This is a genomic window from Rhodococcus sp. JVH1 (assembly GCF_000280725.2).
GTDB lineage: Bacteria > Actinomycetota > Actinomycetes > Mycobacteriales > Mycobacteriaceae > Rhodococcus_F > Rhodococcus_F jostii_A.
This window is the reverse complement of sequence record NZ_CP166290.1, coordinates 803,064-819,229: the sequence shown is the minus strand read 5'-3', so window position 1 is coordinate 819,229 and position 16,166 is coordinate 803,064. Positions and strand designations below refer to the sequence as shown.

Genomic DNA, 16,166 nt, shown 5'->3' with positions numbered 1-16,166 from the left:
TGATAAGGGTCCACCCGGCGGGTGATGATTCGGCCGCGACGAGCACGTCACACTGAAAGTCGACCACTTCGACCTGAGAAGATGCGATGCCTCGAACCCGTCACCACAGCCACCACGTCCGCCAGGAACTCGGTGCGCGTCGGGTATTGCCCCGGCGCGCAGCACCGGCGCAGACTGAAGGTACCGAACGCGCACCCGAGGGGGTGGGGCAGATGCCCCGACCTACCCGCTGGCGGCGGGCGGTCATGGTGATGTCCACCCTTGTGGTCGTCGGCGCTCTCGGGTTTTTCGGGTTCCTCTCAGGGCCCCCGCTTGCGGTCGCGGCGCCACACTCGGTGGCCACCGATGTTGTGCGGCAACAACCCGTCGCGCCGTGGCCGACGATACCCCAGCTTCCTCTCCCAGGGTTGGGAGAGAATCTCGACCCGACACCGTACGCAACTGCGCGCAATCAACCGCCGCTCTGTGTACCTCCGGATCCAGGCTGTTCACCTGCTCCAGACGGTGTCGCTCCCTGGACGCCACCCCAGCAGGAACCATGGATCCCACCCGAGGAAGAGCCCTGGATCCCACCCCAGCAGGAACCATGGATCCCACCCGAGGAAGAGCCCTGGATCCCACCCCAGCAGGAACCATGGATCCCACCCGAGGAAGAGCCCTGGATCCCACCCCAGCAGGAACCATGGATCCCGCCCGAGGAAGAGCCCTGGATCCCACCCGAGGAAGAGCCGTGGACGCCGCCGGAGGAAATCATTCCGGACGAGTTCCCGGGTGAGATCGGCGGTGGCGGCTGCTATCCGGCCGGCACACACTGCACGGAGCGCGACATCGATATCCCACCGATCGGCGGCGAGACCATCTGCGACCCCGCCGAATCCCCTTGTTTCGATACCAACACCATTCCTCGTGAACCCCTGAGGACCGGCGACGGCACCTGCATCCCGCTGTGTACACCGCCGGAATGCACCCCACCATGCACACCGCCGGAGATTCCGCTGCCGGAGCGATGCACTGACGCGGCACCGTGTCCCCCGGTGAGGCAGATCCCGGGATCACCGCGGCCGGGACCGGGACCGGGACAAGAGTCCACGCTTCCCGGTTCGGTCGGGCCGATACCGGAGGTGCCCAGCCTGATTTCTCCAGCTGGCGTGATCCCTGACGAGGTGTCGCCACCACCAGAGCCCGGGCTGGTGTTCACCGCTGAGGCCGTGGAACCGGGTGACGCGGTGACCCTGGCCGGATCAGGATGTCCGCCGGACGCCGAGGTACTGCTCTCGGTTGATGGTGCGCGAGTCGGCGAAATTCGCGCCGACGCCACCGGCGTCTTCCGGACACCGCTACGCGCCGTGGGCGCCGATGTCGGACGTCACGACGTGTCAGCCGACTGTGGCCCCACGTTCGCTGCGCCACTGGATATCGTGCTCGTCAGTCAAGCGACGGGATCCACCGCGACCGCCGTGGTAATCGTGTTCTTCCTACTCGTAGGTCTGTCGATCTACCGTCGACGCCTTCTCACTCCACAGCCCGGCCGCGAGGAGGAATCATGATCATGCGGTGGTTGATTTCGCTCGTCATTACCTTCGGGACAGTGCTACTCGTCGTTCCCGGCGCCGGTGCAGCAGAGTCGGTGGGGATGACGGTGACCGTCAACGGTCAGGATATCGTCACCGCCGGCCCGACCAATCCGATCCGTCTCGACCCGCACAGCCCTGCGCAGGTGACGGTGAATCTCGACAACGACACCGCGTCCCCGGTCACCGTCGCTGCGGTCGACCTGTCCGGGCACGTCCTCGGGTTGACCTTCTTTTCCTATCACACCGCGGTCGGGTTGACCGTGGCGCCGGGACAGACCCAGTCCCTCGATTTCGAGCTCGATCTGTCCGGGCTCGACGGGCAGGCCACCGGCCTGATCAACGGGACGGTCACCGTCCGCGGCGGCGATGGGACCGTTCTGGGCGACATCGCGACCGTGACCGATGTGCGCGGCTCGCTGGTGTCGGTGTACGGGCTGTTCGGGCTGGCGCTGGCTCTGCTCACCGCACTCGCGGTGCTCGACGCCGCCCTCGGCATCGCCCGGCGCCGACTGCACGAGAACCGGTGGCGACGCGGCCTGCGGATGCTTACCCCCGGCATCGGGATCGGGTTGGTGCTCGCTTTCACCCTGTCCGCCACCCGGGTGTGGGCGCCGACGCTGGATCGGTGGCTGCTCCTCGCCGGCGGATTCGCCGCCGGCTTCTTCATCCTCGGCTACCTCACCCCCACACCGGACACGGACGAGGACGAGGACGTCGACGACATGGCCGACGACGAACTCGAGGACGGTGACGTCGTGGACGACGACCGGACCGGACGGATCGGTGAAGATCCCACCGACCGGTGGCCGTCAGACACCGGCCCGCCGTCCACTCGCCCCCTCGGCAGCAACCGACCCCGTTGATCGGACCGGCACATGGATACCGACATCGATCGTGTGGCCGCCGCCCTCCCCGCGTACGAGGTGAGCGGCGAACTCGGCCACGGCGGATGGGGAATCGTGCTCGCCGGACGCCATCGCGCCCTCGGCCGCCCGGTCGCGATCAAACAGCTGCCGCCCGCCTTCGCCACCGACCCGGGCATCCGGCGCCGATTCACCGCCGAGGGCCAGCTGCTGGCCTCCCTCGACCACCCGCACGTGGTGCCCGTCTACGACTTCGTCGAACACGACGGCCTGTGCCTGCTGGTCATGGAACTACTCCCCGGCGGCACGGTGTGGAACCGGTTCACCCGCACCGGATTCAACGCGCATGCCGCCGTCGCGGTGGCCCTGGCCTGCGCCGCCGGGCTGACCGCCGCCCACAACCGGTCCATCCTGCACCGCGACATCAAACCCGAAAACCTGCTGTTCGCCGCCTCCGGGGCGATCAAGGTGACCGACTTCGGCATCGCCAAGGTCATCGGCGGCGACCAAACCCTGGCCACCAAGGCCGGTGATGTCCTCGGCACCCCGTCCTACATCGCGCCGGAACAGGCCCGCGGCGGCGAACTCACCCCCGCCACCGACGTCTACGCGCTGGCCACCATGCTCTACGAACTCCTCGCCGGGGAACTGCCGTTCCCACCGGCTGACGACGCCATGGCCTTGCTGTTCATGCACGCCTTCGACGCCCCCACCCCGCTGCAGGAGACCGCGCCCGCCGTCCCCGACCCGATAGCCGACGTGGTCATGCGCGGACTGGCCACCGACCCCACCCTGCGTTACCCGTCCGCCGAGGCCTTCGGGATCGCACTGGCATGCGCCTCCACCGGACGCTGGGGCCCGGGGTGGCTGACCACCGAGGGCATCCCGGTGATGGGAGCCGACACCATCGTCTCGGCCACCGGACTCGGCCCCCCGCACACCCCGACGCTGACCGACAGCGACGACCATCCACCGTTGCCGCTGACCCGACCACACGCCGCACCCCGACGGCCCGTCCCAAGCCCTCCCGGCACCGAACCACACCGGGCCGACCCGGCAGCCACCACCGACCCGACCGCAACCACCGACCCCACCGCATCACCCACCGCGCCGGCACCCGGGTCGCGTGCGACGGAATCGCCGCCGACGGTGCGCCCGTCGATCACCGTCCACGCTCCCGGCGCCCGCCTGGCCGACGTCGCCGGCGCCGACCTCGTCAACGTCCGCACCGTCGTCAATCTCCCCTCCCCTCGTGTTCCGCTGGTCATCGCCGCCGCCCTGGCGGTCATCACCGTCCTGGTGGCATTGCTCGGTCTCGGTGCGCCCCCGATCGATGTGCCCCCGGTCGGCGCTGTCACCGTCGCCGGCGCGGACCCGGCCGGCGGTGCGCCCGTCCCTGTCGATCTGACCGCGCCGGTGCCGGTGGCGGTGGCGAGTGCCGGCCTCGCCGACGCCGCGACCCTGGCCCTCGACGTACTCGACATCCCGGTCAAGAACACCGGCGCCGCGCCACTGATCAACCAGGGTGCTGCCGCGGTCGCGACACTGTCCCCACTCGGCGGACAGTACTTCGTGGCCGGAACTCTCACCGGAACCCTGACCCTGCTCCAGGCCGGTCAGGTGATCGAAACGTGGACATTTCCGGTCCGCACCACCCAGCCGGCGACCACCACCGCGGCCGCCGTCGGACTCGCCGCCGCGGCGCTGTTCGCCGTGGCCTACCTCGAATCGTTCCTGCGTTCCCTGCGCCGGGGTCGGGGCCGGATCACCGGCATCATCGGTGCCACCGTCACCGCCGGCGTGCTCGGCGCCGCGATCGTCGGCGCCCTCTGGATTCTCACCGCTCGCCCACCGACCACCACCACCGTGGCGGTCTGCGCGGCAGTCGCGGCGGCAGCCGGGGCCGCCGCCGCCGTCGGCGCCGCCCGCATTGGCCGTCGCCGCCGCTACCGTCGAACCCACCGCAACACCAGATCCGCGGGCACCACCACCGACCAGCGGTAATACTTCGTCCCCGGCGACAGCATCGCCCGGGAACGACCCGTCCCCCGGGCGCGGTCCACCCGTGGAGCGAGCCACGAACCCGACACTGCCCGGGAACCGAAGTCCCGATGCCGCACCACCTCGTGCTCATCCGCAAGACCACACCGACGGCGGGAAGAGGGACTGCCGTCGCGAACCGCGGCATCTACCTGAGGATGAAATAGGTTGTCGCACAGAAGGTGATGGAGCGGTTACGGGATCTCCGGAGGATCGGGCAGGCCGATGGTGGGGCCCGGGAAGGCGATACCGTCGGTGCCGACACCGACACCACCCACAGTAATCCCGGGCAGGGAAACACCGGGGATATAGACGGATACGGTCGGTGCGGGCGGCGCAGCCGAGGGGTCGGCCGCGGTAGCTTCTTCCGGCACTTCCCAGCTGTAGCCCTCCCGCGGGCCGCTCTCATTGGTTGCCGCGCCGGCGATTCCCCCGCCGACGGTCAGGGCCACTGCGGTGAAGGCGATCAGGGGGACAGCGAATTTCATAGTGTTCGACATGGTCAAACTCCTTGCGTGATGAGGTCGAGTGAGGTCTGGGGCGTCCCGGAACGGTACGGATATCGCCGAGATCAGCTTGCGGCCTTTGGACTCACCGTCGATCCCGAAAGATTGCTTCGATTGGGCACTCCGGCGGGTAGGGAAGCCGGTGGTCTGCGGCGACGGGTAGCGGTGGTGACCCGCCCCGCCTGCACCTGACCGGCCGGTCACGATTTCGTGCGCGTCCACGCGGGTTCGATGAATGAGGATGCGGCATCATCGCCAGCTGGGCGATTGCCGCAGGATCAGTCGTTGCCCCCGGAAGAGAAGCTTCGACACACCATGTTCGGGGCGATACGCCCCCCACAGGGCCGGCCCGGTGTCTCGTGGGTGGGCCGGCCCTGTGGGAGTCCGCGATCCCTTACGGGCAGGGATGGCGATCAGCAGACGAACGGAATCGGGATGACGCAGATGCCGGGGCCGCCGCCCTGAGCAGGTGCAGGTGCCTGCTGGATCGTGCCGCCGTCACCTCCGGGGGCCGCTCCACCGTTGCCGCCCGCACCGTTGCCGCCGACACCCCAGCCGCCGACGCCGTCGCCGCCGGTGGTTGGGCCCGTGGTGGCGTCGCCGGAACGCGCATTGCCGCCGTCGCCGCCGCTGCCCACCTCGCTGTTGCCGTTGCCGCCGCCGTTGTTCAGTCCGATGGTCGGGCCGCCGAAGGAAATTCCGGGGGCGCCGGCGCCGCCGTCACCGGCGTTGGCGTTGCCGGACTGGGCGTTGCTTTGTGCGTCACCGCCCGTGCCGGGGGCCCCGACACCCGGTGCACCGACCCCGGGTGCACCCGGTGCGCTACCCCCGGCGCCGCCCGGTGCCGCGGGTTCGGCGGACGCAATTCCCGCACCAGCCGACAGCGCAAAGGCGGCAATGGCAATCGCCGTGACAGTGCGCTTCTTGATGTTCAACATGTGAAACTCCTTGTGTTGCTTGCCGGTTTTGCTGTCCCGACAAGATTCCCGCGAAATGAAGCGAATTGATATCCTCGGCAGGTCTGAAGTTCCTCACCCCTGCATCGGCAGTGCACCGACGCGGGACGCGCTCCCCTACTTTCTCTCGGCGTCACCGAACCGATTGGCGCAAATAATCTTTGCCGGTCATGCGATGGGGACCAAAATAATTGGTGGAGTGCGAGTCTCGGCACGGCAACACTGGCAACGGGATCGCTCGTGACATCCGGCGCTCCACAGACGCCCCACAGACGCCCCGCAGGCTCGCCGCCTTACTGCGTGATAGGCAGGGAAATCGATTCCCAGGGATATCGATCGACAGGGAGATCGATCGGCACGCGTTCGACAGGTGACCGCGCCGAGGGACCTTGGCGACGGCCGTGGGCTGAGCGGAGGTAGAGGTCTGTGCGAGCGGGCTGTTCGCCCATACCGGGCTCGGTCGAGGATGCGCAGGGAGAGGGTGCACGAACACCATCGGGGGTGAGGAACTTTCACCCCACTGTCGAAGATCCCCCGTGCCTGTCCGCGAGAAGCTAGTAAGCGTTGATCGGCACGGAAACGCTGCCCCCGCCAAAGAAAGATTCGCTATGAGGCCCAACTTCCTTCGCTCGGCTCTTCTGATCAGTGCTGTCGTACCCGCAGCTCTCCTGCTCCCCGCACTAGCCTCGGCCGCCGAACCCACATCGGAAGGAAGCCGGTCGGCAGTGGAGCGCGAGATCGACAAGATCGGCTGGCACGATGGCTTCGAGATCACCGTCGACGAGGTGACCGTGAACTCGGACGATGCCTCGACGACACTCGATTTCGACCTGAACTACAAGAACCTGGTGGGAGTCAGCCACACCCCCACCGACAAGGCATACCTCGAGGTCGATGGCGCGGTGGTCAAATTGTCATTCGACAGCCCCGAGATCGCCGGCGGCGGGGAAGCGTCCGGTACGGCGACCGCCTCCATAATGGCTCCGTCGGAGACACTCGACGGCGACGATGTCGTCGACAGCGTCGTCCTCGTTTACGGCCAGGCCGACGAGAACCAGACACGAATCCCGCTAGCCGAACACGACAGCGTCGAGAGCATCGAGCCGAGGGGCCTCCCGGTCGGGATGACATTCGGCACTGACATGGAGATCACCCTGGACGAGGCGTTTCTCTGGCCGAGTTACCAGCCTGGCGAGAAGGACAAGCACGAGGTCTGGGTCAAGATCAACGCAAACTGCGGCCGTTGCTCGACCGGCGGGTTTTCTGATGTCAACCCCGGCGACTTCGAACTGACAGGTCCGGACGGCCAGTCCGCCCGCGGCGACAAGCGCGGTGGATTCATCTCCGAGAACGTCTCCTCTATAAACAAGATCGAAGGCGAGTGGATCGTATTTGTCATGGACGAACCCGTCCCTGGCGCATACACATTCCTATGGGAGAACAGCAACCCGGCAAAGCCTGCGCAGGCCTCGACGGAGATGACCCTCTGAGTGCCGAACGGCCCGAGGCATGACATCGGGCATCCAGCACTGGCACGGGCATGATCGGTCATGGCCTTCGAGGCAGGGTGAAAACATCCTCCACCCGTCGTTGAGTTTCGATCGGTTTTCATCCGGGACAGGTAGGGCCGTCAGGCAGCCGGGTGGCAAGAGCGGAAGGTTGCGACTGTTCTTGACCCGGACCAGCAGGTGCGCACCGGTGTTGCGGACCGCCGTGAGCAGCGCCCTCGAGGCGAAGTTGCAGTCGGCCAGCGCGATCACCCCGAACCCGACGACACCGGAACCCACATCGTCACCCATCACTGCGCCGCCTGCCCGCCCACCGGACCCGTGACCGACCTGGCCTGCACAACCTGCGGGCAGGGACCACTGCTCGCCGCGTCCGACCATCCCCACCGAGGCTGGCGCACTGCTCGACGAGGCGCGGGCGTGGCTACGCGACCGCACTGGCAGCTCGAGCCCGGCCTGACCTGCCCCCGCTTACACCACCGTCGATCACGGCACGCCACACCAGCCCCGCCACCACTGACCAGTGGAAATCGCACAAGTCACCATCACCGCCGCCGCAGGTTTGTCTCGTATCCCGGGGACCCAATACCGGCCTGGATTCACGATCACCGTGGGATGGGAAGAAATCGACCCTAGGGTGCGGCTGATCAGCCCTAGGGTTGGTGCTCGTCACCGCGGATGCGGACGAGGGTTGTCGATATCCACGAGGGCGTTCCGCCAACCGAAGGGATGCCCCGGACGATCGAAGAAGAACCCCATGTCCGAGCCAGGAATACCCTGGGCACAAATCATCGAGAAACTGCGGTACGGCCAAATGACCATGGCCGAAGCGGCCGCAGCAGCGAACACCACCGTCGCGGGAGTCGAGGCGGAACTACGCACCGCACGGTTCCTCGGACATCACGGCGCCGAAGCCGCAAAGATGGCCGAGAAAATCCTCGAGATGCAGAAGTTCGCGGAGGCCAAGAAAGCGGCCGAGGCCGCAAAAGGCGTCCAGAAGCTCAGCCAGGGCGCCCGGAACGCCAACAGAGCCGCCCAAGCCACCAGGGCCTTCGGTCCGGCTAAGAGGGCCCGGGAGGCCCGGCTGCTCCTCGGTCTCAGTGGGCCCGCTCTGGCCCTCCTCATGGTCGGCATCGCCGCCATCGGCCTGATCGGTGCCGTCTACGTGAACTACGGCAACACCCCGGTCCAGCCCGGCCCGAAGATGCTGAACCGGCCCGCCGCGACACCGGTCGAGGAACCCGCTCCGGGGGATGAGGGGATCGCTCCCGTCGAGCCGGCACCCGACCCGGGGGACCCCGGGCTCGTTCCGGCCGAGCCCGTGTCCGATCCGGCGACGCCCGAACCGGTTCCGGCTCCGGCGCCGCCCGCTCCACCCGCTCCACCCGCCCCAGCTCCCGCCGACCCCGCACCTGTGGGCGCTCCCGCTCCGGCGGCCCCTGCTCCCGCCGCGGCGGGCCCCGTAGACCCGGCTCCCGCGCCGGCCGTGCCTGCTCCGGCAGTCGAGACAGCGCCGGCGCCGGCGATACCCGACACTGGCCATGACGGCAGCGCACCCGTGCAACCCGCGCCGGCAATCCCCGCACCCCCAGTCGAGGCTGCGCCCGTGGCCCCGGCGCCTCCGATCGAAGCTGCGCCCGTGGCCCCTATGCCCGATTCTTCACATGGCGCTCCACCTGACTTCGGTGGCTACGGGGCGGATCCCGGAACCTACACGGACCCGGGGGCGACGTACACCGACCCGGGAACGACCTACACCGACCCGGGAACGACCTACACCGACCCGGGAACGACCTACACCGACCCGGGAACGACCTACACCGACCCGGGGGCGACGTACACCGACCCGGGAACGACCTACACCGACCCGGGAACGACCTACACCGACCCGGGGGCGACGTACACCGACCCGGGAACGACCTACACCGACCCGGGGGCGACGTACACCGATCCCGGCGGCACCGGAACCGACCAAGGCACATACAGATTGCCACAAAACTGGTCGCCTGAAGACACCCCATGCGGCGCTTCGGAGTGCGCACCACAGTACGGCGATAACCCAAACGCAGCACAGAATTAGCTCCGCATACATGCCCCAATGCGCATCTACCGGCCCGCTCGGAGGGGGCCGGTAGATCACCGCTTTGGACGCCACCACCGAGGCAAGTTTCAGTTCCCGTCCAGTTAACCCAGCGCCGACACGACTTCCGCATCGGGAATCGACGCTAACCCGGACGGGACCGGTCCGCCACGATTTCTGATTCCCTACAACCGCGGCAGGTTTGTCCCATATCCCGGTCGGCCCCCTTGGGTGTCTCGCCCTCGGCGGACCCGATCGAGCGCGGCAGGCGCTCGCCCGGACACCGGGTGTCGTCGATCCGGGCATTGACACCCAGAATTTGTCCACATAATCGAAGCGGAAGGAGACACCGAGGCCGTCGAAAAGCTGATGACCGCTGGCCGGTGCCGTAGTCGGAGACGGCGACCAGGTTCTGGGCACGCTCGATCACCGACAGCAACAAGCGAGCGCCTGCCGTTTCCGGTTCCACCCTGGCCGTCCTTCCCCAGCATCCGCTGGCGGGCGCCATCGTGGCACCCGCTCACGTCGGCTCGTTCGATGATCCGAGTGAACACCGAACAGGTTCGATCGGTCGACCCCGTCGCCGTCCGATGCCATCGTCTCCGTGTAGTCGAGTATGACGATGCCCGGGGAGGTCACCAGCAATACGCGATTCACATTGGCAATGAACTCTGGTGCACGAGCAGAAGGCGGTCGCCGTTCTCGGCACATATTTCGACACCCATATTCCGGCGGTACGTCCGTTCCCACGTGGATCACTGACCGGTCACCAATGGTTGCGCGGGAACGCCCGCCGACGCCGCACATGGTGTGGTCCGGGCCGATGCGGACAGTCCGTTCTCAAACAAGGGCTTGAGGTGCCTGAGAAGCTGACGGCGAGCCCGCCGTGCCCACCCGAACGGTCAGAGCGAATTGATCCCTTCCAGGGCCGCGACAACGGCGGCCGGGAGCAGCACACCGAACCCGGCCGAGGCCAACCTGGCCCCGGCGGTCCGATGACCGGCGAGGTGGAACACACCCAGTCCGATGAGACCTACAGCAGCGGCGGCCAGCACCAGGTAGAACGGGGTGAGGGCCAGCACCGCACCGCATCCGACGGCGAACCCGACCACGACCCAACCCCACCGCAGATCTTCGACTTCGAGACTCGACCCGGTCAGCATCAACCACTCCCTCGCTGACCTGGACTTTACCCGCCCGCTGGGCTATTCGGCGCTCTGCCCGCCGCCGATCTCATGTGCCGGGCGCTGTGGCAGATCATCGTCGGGCAGAGACTGGTGGAGCACGGTGATGGCTCACCGACGGCCTATTCCCCTGCGGTTTGGTAGGCGTCGACCGCCTTCTGCAGGCGGGCGAGTGCGGCGACGATCGCCGCGTAGTCGCCGCTGTCCTGGGCGGTGCGTAGGTTGGCCAGTGCCGCGTCGAGTTCGTCGACCGCGGTGGCCACATCCGCGGGTGCGGGTGCGGGTGCGGGCGCTGTGGGGGCGGGGGTGTCCTGCTGCTGCGGTGGGGGTGCTTCGGTCCCGGGCGGGGCAGGGGGTGGGGCGGGGGTTGCGGCGTCGCCGCCGGGCGCGGTGGCCGCGCGACCGGTTCCGGCGCCGAAGACCTGGTCGAGGGCCTCGGCGAGGGTGGGGGCGTAGCCGACCCGGACACCGCCGGTGCCGGGCTCACGGTAGCTGACCAGCACCCGCGAGAGTTGGGGGAAGGTGGAACCGTTCTGTTCCGAGGAGATCCGCTCGGTGTAGAGGGGTTCGAGGTAGAGGACCCCGCCGTCGGCGATCGGCAACGTCAGCAGGTTGCCGTACTGGATACGGTTCGAGCGCTCGAGCAGGGTGCGTTCGGAGGCGACCCGGGTGTCGGAGATCATCGAATTCTGAATCTGTTGCGGTCCCTGCGTGAGGGTGTCCGTCGGCAACCGCAGCACGGTGAGCGTGCCGTAATTGTCGGGGTCGGAATGCGCGGAGATGTACGCGGAGAGGAACTCGCGGTTGAACCCCACCATCGCGCTGGCCAACCGGAACGACGGTTCCGCGGTCACCGGGTCCCCGACCAGCACGTAGAACGGTCGCTGGTTCGGGTTCTCCTCCACAGTCGGGTCGCTGGGCACCGACCAGAAGGCGTTGGTGGTGAAGAACTCCCGGGGCTCGTCCACGTGGTACTTGGCCAGCAGCTCCCGCTGCACCTCGAACAGGTCCTCGGGGTAGCGGAAGTGGGCGCGCAGCTCCTCGGGCACCGCGTCCTGCGACTGCACGGTGCCGGGGAAGATGTTCATCCACGCGGTCAGGACCGGATCCTGGTCATCGACCTGATACAGCGTCACGGTGCCGTCGTAGGCGTCGACGGTGGCCTTGACGGAGTTGCGTGCGTAGGAGATTTCCTCGCGGGGCAGCTGGCGGCCGGTGGCGGCGTCGGTGACCGGCTCGTCGAAGGAGCTGCGCTGCGCGTACGGGTAGTTGCCCAGGGTGGTGTACGCGTCGATGATCCAGACGATCTTCCCGGCCACGACCGCGGGATAGGGGTTGGCGTCGGTGGTCAGCCAGGGGGCGACGTGCTGGACGCGTTCTACCGGGTCGCGGTGGAAGAGGATCTTCGAATCGGCGCCGATTGCCCGCGAGAACAACAGGTTGCGTTCGGCGTACTTGGCGGCGAATGCCAATCGGTTGAGCCAGTTTCCGATGGGGACGCCGCCGGCTCCGGTGTAGGTGTAGGTGGAGGTGTCGGTGTCGTATTCGCGGGGCGGCGAGTCCGGGGTGGCGCCGACGACGGCGTAGTCCGGGTCCGATTGGGCGATCACCTCGCCGTAGTAGATGCGGGGTTGCTCGACCGGGATCACCTGGTCTGCCGATCCCTGGGTGGCGATGTCGCTGACGGCGTAGATGGGGTAGCCGCTGTTGCTGTTGGAGGCCTCGACGGTCGCGTCCCGCACGGCGGCGTTCACGCGGTTCGCGGGGGCGGCGACGAATCCGTTGCCGTGTGTGTAGACGGTGTGCTGGTTGATCCAGTCCGTCTGGTTGCCGGTGAGGCTGTTCGGGGACAGTTCACGGGCGGCGACGATGTAGTCCCGGGGTTCGCCGTCGATGTCGTATCGGTCGATGTCCAGTGTCGCCGGGAACCCGTAGAAGTTCTTGAGTTGCTGCTGCTGAGTGAAGGTGCGCGAGAGCACATCCGGGTCCAAGAGGCGGGCGTTGGCGATGGTCGTCACGTCCGCGGGAACCTCGCGGGGAGCGCGGGTTCCCACACCCGGATAGTCTCGGTATTCGACGGTGTCGCCGCCGATCCGGTACGCGTGACGGGTGGCGTCGATGTTGCGCTCGATGTAGGGGCGCTCGACATCGGCGGCGTTCGGGCGCACCGAGAACTGCTCCATCAGCAGCGGCCACACCCCGCCGACCAGGATCGAGGACAGCACCAGCAGCGCCGCGGCCATGGCCGGGATCCGCAGGTCGCGCAGCACGATCGCGGCGAAGAACGAGGCGGCGCAGATCACCGCGATCGCCGCCAGGATGAGTTTGGCGGGCAGTTCGGCGTGGATGTCGGTGTAGCCGGCTCCGGTGAAGGTGGGTTCCTTACGGCTGCTCGAGAGCAGCGCGTAGCGGTCGAGCCAGTACGCCACCGCCTTGAGGACGATGAACGTTCCGGCGAGCACCGCGAGCTGGATGCGGGCAGGCCCGGACAGTGCGCCGCCCTTGCCGGACACCCGCAACCCGCCGAACAGGTAGTGCGTCAGCAGGTTCGCCAGAAGAGCGAACAGTACGGCCACGAACAACCAGTTGAGCACGCTGCGGTAGAAGGGCAGATCGAAGGCGTAGAACCCGATGTCGTGCCCGAACTCGGGATCGGTCCGCCCGAAGGAGCCGCCGCGCAGGAACAGTTGCACCGTCGCCCAGTTGCCCTGCGCGATCAACCCACAGAGCAGTCCCACAGCGATCGGAATCCCCAGCCCGAACAACCGTTTCCGGCCGAGCACCATCGTGCGGTAGCGGGCGATCGGGTCCTCCGGCCCGGAGGCGGGGATGAACACCGGCCGCGAGCGGTAGGCCAGCAGCACACCCAGGAACACGATGCCGGCGACCAGCGCCGCGACGATCGCGAACAGCGACAGCCGGGTGAGCACCACCGTCATCCAGACGCCGCGGAACCCGACCTCCCCGAACCACAACCAGTTCGTGTACATCTCGATCAGCGGTGGCCCGACGAACAGCAGGACGAACGATGCGAACGCCACCATCAGCCACACCCGGGCGCGGCGGGACAACAACGGTTGACCGTCGGGGGTCCGTATTCCCATGTCCCACGCTCCCGGTCTAGGTACGAGTCCAAACTTTCGCCACTGTTGCCCGCGGCCTGGTCCTCACACGCCGCCAGGAGCTCGCCGTGGCGGCCGCTGCTGCGCACGGAACACGGAGTGCTGTGCACGCAGCACAGAGCAGGACAGCAGCAGGAGTCCGTGCACGGCCACGTTGAGCAGCGCCGCTCCCAGGTACACGGTGTACACAAGGGATTCGGCCGCGGGGTCGAAGCGGTACGGGTCGACGATCACCGGCAGGGACCAGGGCAGACCCAGCGGCAGCAACGGCAGCAGCAGGATGCCGGCACCGATGTTCGCGCCGCCGGTGGGATTGGTGAGCTCGGCGACGAGCACGAACAACAGAAGCAATCCGAGCACCAACGCCGCGTGCACGCCGAAGAGCCAGGTCCAGATCCGGCCCTGCCGCCGATTCTTCACGAGGTGAGTATCGTCCGGCGGCACCGCCGCCGCCAAGGCCGCTGCCGGCCGAGGCCGGACCGGCGGGTGTTGCGCCGGTTCGCGGCCGCCGTCTCGGCGCCGAAGCCGACCACCGACCAGTCGAGTCGGCCCGGAATGGTACGGACCGAGGGCGTTGCGGTTCATGACCGCTCCGAGTCCACGTGCGTGCGCCGCGTGTCCGCGGTCGGCCGGGGGTGGGTGACGCGGACCCGGGAGATGCGGCGGCCGTCGACGGCGCTGACGGTGAGCCGGTGACCGTCGAAGGTGATGCCGTCACCGAGTTGCGGCACCCGTTGCAGCTCGTGCAGCAAGAAACCCGCGACCGTCTCGTACGGGCCGTCGGGCAGGGTGATGCCGGTGACGGTCTCGAAGTCCTCGATGATCAGGAGCCCATCCACCTGCTGGTGGGCCGGTGGACGCGATACTCCGTGGGCGGTCACCGACGGCGTGGGATCGTCGTACTCGTCGCCGATCTCGCCGACGATTTCCTCCACGATGTCCTCGAGGGTGACGATGCCGGCGGTGCCGCCGTATTCGTCGACGACGATCGCGATCTGCAGATTGTCGCGGCGCATGTCCGACAACGCGGCCAGGGCGGGTTTGGAGGCGGGCAGTTGCAGGACCGGCCGGCACACATCGGCCACCGTGGTGACCTCGGACTCGTCGGCGAGCAGCAGGTCACGCAGGTGGACGAAGCCGACGATGTCGTCGAACGAGGCGCCGGTGACCGGATACCGGCTGTGCCCCCCATCCAGCGCCAATTGTCGGGCCCGGCCGAGGGGGGTGTCGGCGGGCAGGAAGTCGACGTCGGTACGCGGGCGCATCACCTCGACCAGCGAGCGCCGGCCGGCATCGAAGACCTCCGAGAGGATGCGGCGTTCGCTCTCGGCGATCGCGGTGTGCCCGATCAGCAGATCCCGCAGCTCCTCATGGGTGATCGCCTCACCTTTCGCCTTCGGGTCTCCACCCACCAGCCGCACCAGCAGGTCGGCGGAGGCCGACAGCAACCAGATGACCGGGCGCATCGCGGTGGCGAACCGGTCCAATGTGGGCGCCGTCAGCAGCGAGACCTCGGTGGAGCGTTGCAGGGCAATACGTTTGGGGACCAACTCACCCAGGATCAACGACAGATACGCGATCAGCACGGTGGTGCCGATCAGTGCAGTGGCCGAGGCGGCCGCCGGCGGCAGACCCCACGACTGCAGAGAGGGCACCAGAGCGGGGGCGATGGTGGAGGCGCCGTAGGCGGCGGAGAGAAAGCCGGCCACGGTGACACCGATCTGCACCGCGGACAGGAACCGGTTGGGATTACGCGCCAACGCCGCGGTGCGGGCGCTGCGGCCCCCGCGCCGCTCGAGGCGACGGATCTGCCCCTCCCGCAAGGACACCAACGCGATCTCGGTGGCGGCGAACACGCCACCGACCAGCACAAAAAGCAGGACCAGTCCGGCATTGACCACGATGTCGTTCATCGCAGCCGCCCAGATCGGAGCGGCCGGGGTCTGTGACGGTGGCCCATGTCCCTTCTCCTCGCGAGGAGTCCTCGAACGGCTGGTGGGCTTCAGTGTAGGCGAAACCGGACAAATCGGACATTATGGATGGGAGGTGTGGGCCGACGTCCGCCGGAGCGGGTCCGAGGGAGGAAGAAAGTGTTCGGTCTTTGTTGCACCGACACGGGTTCTCCGACACATTCGTGTCTGTGCCTCTCACCGTTCTGGTCCAAATCGCCTGTGTGGTCGCGTTGGTGTCGGTGGGCACGATGCTGGTGGTGGTCGGAGCGCTCGGATCGGGGTTGGTGTGCCTGCTGGGCAGCGGGGTGTGGTTCTGGCGGCTGTACCGCGACAGCGAGCCCTGACCGGGAGATCGCTCGGTCAGGACCCGCCGCGTAGGGA

General features: G+C 67.8%; 12 protein-coding genes. 6 read left to right on the top strand and 6 right to left on the bottom strand.

What is annotated here, in order from left to right; all coding sequences use genetic code 11:
• The first annotated feature begins 1,148 nt into the window (after positions 1 to 1,148).
• Genes JVH1_RS41300 through JVH1_RS41290 form a run of 3 tightly spaced genes read left to right on the top strand, consistent with a single transcriptional unit; the run spans position 1,149 to position 4,441 of the window.
• Positions 1,149 to 1,547, top strand: a complete 399-nt coding sequence (locus JVH1_RS41300) for a hypothetical protein (RefSeq protein WP_043779670.1) — start codon at positions 1,149 to 1,151, stop codon at positions 1,545 to 1,547.
• Complete coding sequence (locus JVH1_RS41295) at positions 1,544 to 2,437, top strand: hypothetical protein (RefSeq protein ID WP_009760331.1); 894 nt, start codon at positions 1,544 to 1,546, stop codon at positions 2,435 to 2,437. Before JVH1_RS41300 ends, JVH1_RS41295 begins: the two co-directional genes overlap by 4 nt.
• Before the next feature lie 12 nt (positions 2,438 to 2,449).
• A complete protein-coding gene (locus tag JVH1_RS41290; protein ID WP_009760330.1) occupies positions 2,450 to 4,441 on the top strand; it encodes a serine/threonine-protein kinase in 1,992 nt (663 codons plus the stop codon).
• Positions 4,442 to 4,671: 230 nt separating this feature from the next.
• Here the strand turns inward: JVH1_RS41290 and JVH1_RS41285 are convergent, their stop codons facing one another.
• Positions 4,672 to 4,977 carry a hypothetical protein gene (locus JVH1_RS41285; RefSeq protein WP_009760329.1) on the bottom strand — a complete coding sequence of 102 codons (306 nt, stop codon included), beginning with the start codon at positions 4,975 to 4,977 and terminating at the stop codon, positions 4,672 to 4,674.
• A gap of 419 nt (positions 4,978 to 5,396) precedes the next feature.
• Positions 5,397 to 5,921 carry a hypothetical protein gene (locus JVH1_RS41280; RefSeq protein ID WP_009475977.1) on the bottom strand — a complete coding sequence of 175 codons (525 nt, stop codon included), beginning with the start codon at positions 5,919 to 5,921 and terminating at the stop codon, positions 5,397 to 5,399.
• A gap of 743 nt (positions 5,922 to 6,664) precedes the next feature.
• On the opposite strand from JVH1_RS41280, the gene JVH1_RS41275 reads away from it, so the two are divergent.
• Entirely contained in the window at positions 6,665 to 7,429 is a 765-nt protein-coding gene (locus JVH1_RS41275) for a hypothetical protein (protein ID WP_009475976.1), read from the top strand.
• 775 nt (positions 7,430 to 8,204) lie between these two features.
• Complete coding sequence (locus JVH1_RS41270) at positions 8,205 to 9,527, top strand: hypothetical protein (RefSeq protein WP_371113162.1); 1,323 nt, start codon at positions 8,205 to 8,207, stop codon at positions 9,525 to 9,527.
• A 902-nt stretch (positions 9,528 to 10,429) separates the two neighbouring features.
• Here JVH1_RS41270 and JVH1_RS41265 read toward each other — a convergent pair.
• The 4 genes from JVH1_RS41265 to JVH1_RS41250 form a co-directional block, all read right to left on the bottom strand.
• Positions 10,430 to 10,690, bottom strand: a complete 261-nt coding sequence (locus tag JVH1_RS41265) for a hypothetical protein (RefSeq protein ID WP_009475878.1) — start codon at positions 10,688 to 10,690, stop codon at positions 10,430 to 10,432.
• A gap of 143 nt (positions 10,691 to 10,833) precedes the next feature.
• The gene (locus tag JVH1_RS41260; protein ID WP_009475879.1) at positions 10,834 to 13,815 is read right to left on the bottom strand and encodes a UPF0182 family protein; all 2,982 of its coding nucleotides are present in this window, start codon (positions 13,813 to 13,815) and stop codon (positions 10,834 to 10,836) included.
• Between the two features lie 63 nt (positions 13,816 to 13,878).
• Complete coding sequence (locus tag JVH1_RS41255; RefSeq protein ID WP_009475880.1) at positions 13,879 to 14,253, bottom strand: hypothetical protein; 375 nt, start codon at positions 14,251 to 14,253, stop codon at positions 13,879 to 13,881.
• Between the two features lie 161 nt (positions 14,254 to 14,414).
• Positions 14,415 to 15,746 (bottom strand): hemolysin family protein, encoded by a 1,332-nt coding sequence (locus tag JVH1_RS41250; RefSeq protein ID WP_009475881.1) that lies wholly within the window; start codon positions 15,744 to 15,746, stop codon positions 14,415 to 14,417.
• A gap of 227 nt (positions 15,747 to 15,973) precedes the next feature.
• Here JVH1_RS41250 and JVH1_RS41245 point away from each other — a divergent pair, with 227 nt between their 5' ends.
• The gene (locus tag JVH1_RS41245; protein WP_167332379.1) at positions 15,974 to 16,129 is read left to right on the top strand and encodes a hypothetical protein; all 156 of its coding nucleotides are present in this window, start codon (positions 15,974 to 15,976) and stop codon (positions 16,127 to 16,129) included.
• The last annotated feature ends 37 nt before the right edge of the window (positions 16,130 to 16,166 follow it).